6 protein-coding genes and 1 pseudogene are annotated in these 5,350 nt (G+C 61.6%); all 7 read left to right on the forward strand.

The annotated features are described in order from the left end of the window. Positions 1-45 precede the first annotated feature (45 nt). Positions 46-696 carry a TetR/AcrR family transcriptional regulator gene (locus CN311_RS30755; protein WP_097577343.1) on the forward strand — a complete coding sequence of 217 codons (651 nt, stop codon included), beginning with the start codon at positions 46-48 and terminating at the stop codon, positions 694-696. A 51-nt stretch (positions 697-747) separates the two neighbouring features. Next, entirely contained in the window at positions 748-1,911 is a 1,164-nt protein-coding gene (locus CN311_RS30760; RefSeq protein ID WP_097577344.1) for an isovaleryl-CoA dehydrogenase, read from the forward strand. Positions 1,912-2,140: 229 nt separating this feature from the next. Further along, on the forward strand, positions 2,141-2,386 hold the full coding sequence (locus tag CN311_RS33565) for an AbrB/MazE/SpoVT family DNA-binding domain-containing protein (RefSeq protein ID WP_245440996.1): 246 nt from the start codon (positions 2,141-2,143) through the stop codon (positions 2,384-2,386). Then, positions 2,383-2,766 carry a type II toxin-antitoxin system VapC family toxin gene (locus tag CN311_RS30770; protein WP_097577346.1) on the forward strand — a complete coding sequence of 128 codons (384 nt, stop codon included), beginning with the start codon at positions 2,383-2,385 and terminating at the stop codon, positions 2,764-2,766. Before CN311_RS33565 ends, CN311_RS30770 begins: the two co-directional genes overlap by 4 nt. A 4-nt stretch (positions 2,767-2,770) precedes the next feature. Further along, the gene (locus tag CN311_RS30775) at positions 2,771-4,378 is read left to right on the forward strand and encodes a carboxyl transferase domain-containing protein (RefSeq protein ID WP_097577347.1); all 1,608 of its coding nucleotides are present in this window, start codon (positions 2,771-2,773) and stop codon (positions 4,376-4,378) included. Positions 4,379-4,380: 2 nt separating this feature from the next. Further along, a pseudogene (locus CN311_RS30780) lies at positions 4,381-4,910 on the forward strand (O-acetyl-ADP-ribose deacetylase). A gap of 119 nt (positions 4,911-5,029) precedes the next feature. Continuing rightward, on the forward strand, positions 5,030-5,350 hold a 321-nt coding region (locus CN311_RS33120; protein WP_097577348.1), incomplete at its 3' end, for a hypothetical protein.

Below are 5,350 nucleotides of genomic sequence, written 5' to 3' on the forward strand. Positions count from 1 at the left end.
ATTAATTGAACGTTTGTTTTATTATGAACATCCGATGAGGTAACCATGGCGCGTACGACCGGTTCCGATGGGGAAAAGACCGAGGCGGCTGTCCGCGAGGCGGCAGCCGGCCTGATCGCGCGCTACGGCTATGAGGCAATGTCGATGCGCCAGCTCGCAGCCGAGGTCGGCGTCCAGGCCGCGGCGCTCTATCGCTATTTTCCGACCAAGGAAGACCTGCTGTTCACGCTGATGCGCGAGCACATGGAAGGACTGGCCGCAGCGTGGGAGACGATACGCCCCGCTACCGCTGACCCGGAGGCGCGGCTCGCCGCCTATGTCCGAAACCACATCGCCTTCCATATCGAGCGCCGCCATTCCACACATGTCTCGAACATGGAATTGCGCAGCCTCTCGCACGACCGGCTGACGCGGATCCTGCGCATGCGCACAGCCTATGAGAAGGAACTCCGCGCCATCCTGCGAGACGGCACAGAGGCAGGCGCCTTCAGCATCGAAGACACCGGACTCACCGCCATGGCGCTGATCCAGATGATGACCGGCGTCATCGTCTGGTTCAGACCGGGCGAGCGGCTGTCGGTCGCTGAAGTCACGGCGACATATCTGTCGATGACAATGCGTCTGGTGGGCGCGAAAATCGAAGGTGCGTCCTACAGCGCCGCGCGCTCCTTCGGACGCGCGGCCGCAGGAGTTTGATTTTGCGCGTGATCCCTCCCGAAATCGGGATCACGCGCCGGGAGGAAGGCCATGTATACGCATACACTCAACTTCGGGCTTGACGAAGACATCGAGGCGCTACGCGACCTGGTGCGGCGCTTCGCGCAGGACAGGATCGCGCCGATCGCCGCCGAGATCGACCGCTCGAACGAATTTCCGTCGCATCTGTGGGCCGAGATGGGGTCGCTCGGCCTGCTCGGCATCACCGCCGATCCCGACTTCGGCGGCAGCGGCATGGGCTATCTCGCCCATGTCGTAGCGATGGAAGAGATTTCCCGCGCCTCTGCCTCGGTCGGCCTCTCCTACGGCGCCCATTCCAACCTTTGCGTCAACCAGATCAACCGCTGGGCGACGCCGGCGCAGAAGGAGAAATACCTGCCTGCGCTGTGCAGCGGCGAAAAGGTTGGGGCACTGGCGATGTCGGAATCCGGCGCCGGCTCAGATGTCGTGTCGCTTCGGTTGCGCGCAGAAAAGCGCAACGACCGCTATGTGCTCAATGGCACCAAGATGTGGATCACCAACGGGCCGGACGCCGAGACACTGGTCGTCTATGCCAAGACCGATCCGGAGCGCCATTCGCGCGGCATCACCGCCTTCATCGTCGAGAAGGCTTTTGCAGGCTTTTCGGTGGCGCAGAAGCTCGACAAGCTCGGCATGCGCGGCTCAAACACCGGCGAGCTGGTGTTCGAGAATGTCGAAGTGCCGTTCGACAATGTGCTGCATGAGGAAGGACGCGGCGTCGAAGTCTTGATGTCGGGCCTCGACTATGAGCGCACGGTGCTCGCCGGCGGGCCGATCGGGCTGATGGCGGCATGCCTCGATGTGGCGATCCCTTACGTGCACGAACGCAAGCAGTTCGGCCAAGCGATCGGCGAGTTCCAGCTGGTGCAGGGCAAGCTGGCCGATATGTATACGGTGATGAACGCGGCGCGTGCCTATGTCTATGCCGTCGCCGCCGCATGCGATCGCGGCCAGACGACGCGCAAGGACGCCGCCGGCTGCGTGCTGTTCGCCGCCGAGAAGGCGACGCAGATGGCGCTCGACGCCATCCAGCTGCTCGGCGGGAACGGCTACATCAACGACTATCCGACCGGCCGCCTGTTGCGCGACGCCAAGCTCTACGAGATCGGCGCCGGCACCAGCGAAATCCGCCGCTGGCTGATCGGGCGGGAAATCATGGCGGAGAACCTCTAGTGGCAATCGTCCAGAGATTGCCAGAAAAGGCAACCTCTGCCATATTTTGGAAGTATGTCAGATTTTTTAAGCAAGGCAGATCATGGCGAGCGGGACGAGAAAGACTGGGTTTAGCGAAAACCCGCAGGCTCAGTTCGATGCCGGCGCTCGGAAGACACCGCTTCGGGTTCCGGCAAAACGCGAGCGCGTCAAACTTGGCGAAGGCGGACGCTTCGTTATTCCCGCTGCTATGCGCGAGGAGATGGGCGTGAAGCCTGGCGAGGATTTGATCCTTCATGTCGAGAACGGCGAGTTGCGGGTCAGGTCGTGGCTTCAGAATCTGAGGCGCGTCCAGGCGGAATTGTCGGCGTTGAAGAAGCCAGGCGAAAGCGTCGTCGACGAATTTCTCAAGGAGCGACGCGAAGAACAGCTTCGAAGCGACAAGCGCTTGGACCGACTTCACGCCGAAGGGACTACGAGAAAGCGGGCGAAATGAAACCCTACGTCATGGACAGTTCGGCGGCGCTTGCGATCCTGCTCAACGAGAAGGGCACGGACATCGCCTTGGAATTCGCACCGGATGCGCAATGCAGTTCGGTCAACGCGGCCGAAATCATCGCCAAGCTGATCGACAGGGGACGCAGCATGGAGGAGGCCGCCGATGATCTCGCGAGCCTCGGCATGCCGGTCACCGTTTTCGACGAAGCGATGGGCATCGCCGCCGGGCAGCTTCGCGAACTGACGCGGCATCGCGGCCTGTCGCTGGGCGACCGGGCCTGCCTGGCGCTGGCAATTCGCGAAAATGCCATTGCCGTCACCGCTGATCGCGATTGGGGCGACCTGGATGTCGGCTGCAAGATCGAACTGATCCGGTAACACCATGCCAATCCTCGCCTCTCAAATATCCCCCTCCTCCGACGCTTTCCGCGCCAATGCCGAGCGGATGCGAGCGCTGGTCGCCGACATTGCGGAGAAGGCTGCCACCGTCGAGCGCGGCGGCTCGGACGAAGCGCGCGAGCGGCATGTTTCGCGCGGCAAGCTGTTGCCGCGCGAGCGCCTGGCGCAATTGCTCGACACCGGCTCGCCCTTTCTCGAGATCGGCCAGTTCGCGGCGTGGTCGATGTATGGCGAGGAGATTTCCTCGGCCGGTCTCATCGCCGGCATCGGCCGTATCGAAGGCACCGAGGTCATGGTCGTCGTCAACGACGCCACGGTGAAAGGCGGCACCTATTATCCGCTGACCGTGAAAAAGCATCTGCGGGCGCAAGAGATCGCGTTGCAGAACAATCTGCCTTGCGTCTATCTGGTCGATAGCGGCGGCGCCAATCTGCCCAACCAGGACGAGGTGTTTCCCGATCGTGAGCATTTCGGCCGCATCTTCTACAACCAGGCCAACATGTCGGCTGCAGGCATTCCGCAGATCGCCTGCGTCATGGGTTCGTGCACGGCAGGCGGCGCCTATGTGCCGGCAATGTCGGACGAAACGATCATGGTGCGCAACCAGGCGACCATCTTCCTCGGCGGCCCGCCGCTGGTGAAGGCGGCCACCGGCGAGGATGTCAGCGCCGAGGAGCTTGGCGGCGCCGACGTGCACACAAGGCTTTCCGGCGTCGCCGACCACTATGCGCTGGATGACGAGCATGCGCTGGCCATTTGCCGGCGCATCATCAGGAACCTCAATCGAAACAAGACGGTAAGCTTGAAGCTTCGGAAATCGATTCCGCCGCTTCATGATCCGCATGAGCTCTACGGCGTCGTGCCGACGGATCTGCGCCAGCCCTATGACGTGCGCGAGGTGATCGCGCGTGTCGTCGACGGCTCCGAATTCGACGAGTTCAAGCAGAATTACGGCACCACTCTGGTCACCGGCTTTGCTCACCTGCATGGCATGCCGGTGGGTATCATCGCCAACAATGGCGTGCTGTTTTCGGAAAGCGCGCTGAAGGGCGCGCACTTCATCGAATTGTGCTGCCAGCGCGGGATTCCGCTGGTCTTCCTGCAGAACATCACCGGCTTCATGGTCGGGCGCAAATACGAGGCGGGCGGTATCGCCAAGGACGGCGCCAAGCTGGTGATGGCGGTCGCCACGGCCCGCGTGCCGAAGGTGACCATGATCATCGGCGGCTCGTTCGGCGCCGGCAATTACGGCATGTGCGGACGCGCCTATTCGCCGCGCTTCCTGTGGATGTGGCCGAACGCCCGCATTTCGGTGATGGGCGGCGAGCAGGCGGCAACGGTACTTGCTGTCGTCAAGCGCGAGGGCATCGAGCGCAAGGGTGGCGAATGGAGCGCGGAGGAGGAAGCCAAATTCAAGAAGCCGATCCTGATGAAATACGAGCATGAGGGCCACCCGCTCTACTCCTCCGCCCGCCTCTGGGATGACGGCATCATCGATCCGGCCAGAACGCGCGAGGTGCTGGCGCTCAGCCTTTCCGCCGCGCTCAACGCCGAGATCGAGGAGACACGGTTCGGCGTGTTCAGGATGTGACGATGAACGATCTCGGCGAACGGATTCGCGTCCACACCGGCGACATCACCAAGCTGGCGGTCGATGCTATCGTCAATGCCGCCAACACGTCGCTTCTGGGCGGCGGCGGCGTCGACGGCGCCATCCACCGCGCAGCCGGGCCTGAGCTTGAGTTCGAATGCCGGATGCTAAATGGCTGCAAGGTCGGAGACGCAAAAATCACCAAGGGCTACAGGCTGCCGGCACGCCATAAAATCCACACGGTCGGCCCGGTCTGGCAAGGCGGCGGCATGGGCGAAGCGGAACTGCTTGCCTCCTGCTACCGGCGTTCGCTGGGAATCGCGCGTGACTACGACTGCCTGATGATCGCTTTTCCGGCGATCTCGACCGGCGTCTACCGTTTTCCGAAGGAAGAGGCCAGCGAGTCGCCGTCGGCACCGTTAGCGCCTTCCTGCAACAGAACACTGTCCCGGGTAGCGTCATCTTCTGCTGCTTTGATGAGCCGATGGCCGAACTATACGGACGCATCGTTGCTGACCTTGCGGAAGGCTGAACTTATGGACCAAGAGATTCCTCAATCCAGAAAACAGGAAAATTGTACCAGATGGCTAGCGTTTGTAAAAGACGTTCGCTATTGCTTGCCCTGTATTGGGAAATTGGGGTGGAATAGAAATGATTCTGAAATATTTCGGCAAGTCGACTATCTCGATACTTGCAGGACTTCTAATATTCATGGTGCAGAACACCGAGGCGGCCAGTTCCCTGGCTGGAAGCAAGGGCGATGTGCGTTTTCCAGTAACAATTCCCACGGGAACCACTGGAGGCTGCGGGAAGGCGTATGCGGCTTATGTGGCAGCCTCAGGCCATTCGGCCTTTGCGGCAACGCCAATCGCTTGGTCGGTCGAGTATTTTGTTTGCGGCGTGAAGCTGAATGCTTCGTCCCAGAAGGCGGCAGAGGACTTGGCGATGAAATCCTGTCAGGCCACCAAAAGC

The organism is Mesorhizobium sanjuanii, from assembly GCF_002529485.1.
In the GTDB taxonomy this organism is placed as follows: Bacteria; Pseudomonadota; Alphaproteobacteria; order Rhizobiales; family Rhizobiaceae; genus Mesorhizobium; species Mesorhizobium sanjuanii.

Coding starts and splice junctions, on each gene's coding strand:
- CN311_RS30770 (WP_097577346.1), top strand. CDS start 2,383: ATGAAACCCTACGTCATGGACAGTTCGGCGGCGCTTGCGATCCTGCTC.
- CN311_RS33565 (WP_245440996.1), top strand. CDS start 2,141: ATGCGCGAGGAGATGGGCGTGAAGCCTGGCGAGGATTTGATCCTTCAT.
- CN311_RS30760 (WP_097577344.1), top strand. CDS start 748: ATGTATACGCATACACTCAACTTCGGGCTTGACGAAGACATCGAGGCG.
- CN311_RS30755 (WP_097577343.1), top strand. CDS start 46: ATGGCGCGTACGACCGGTTCCGATGGGGAAAAGACCGAGGCGGCTGTC.
- CN311_RS30775 (WP_097577347.1), top strand. CDS start 2,771: ATGCCAATCCTCGCCTCTCAAATATCCCCCTCCTCCGACGCTTTCCGC.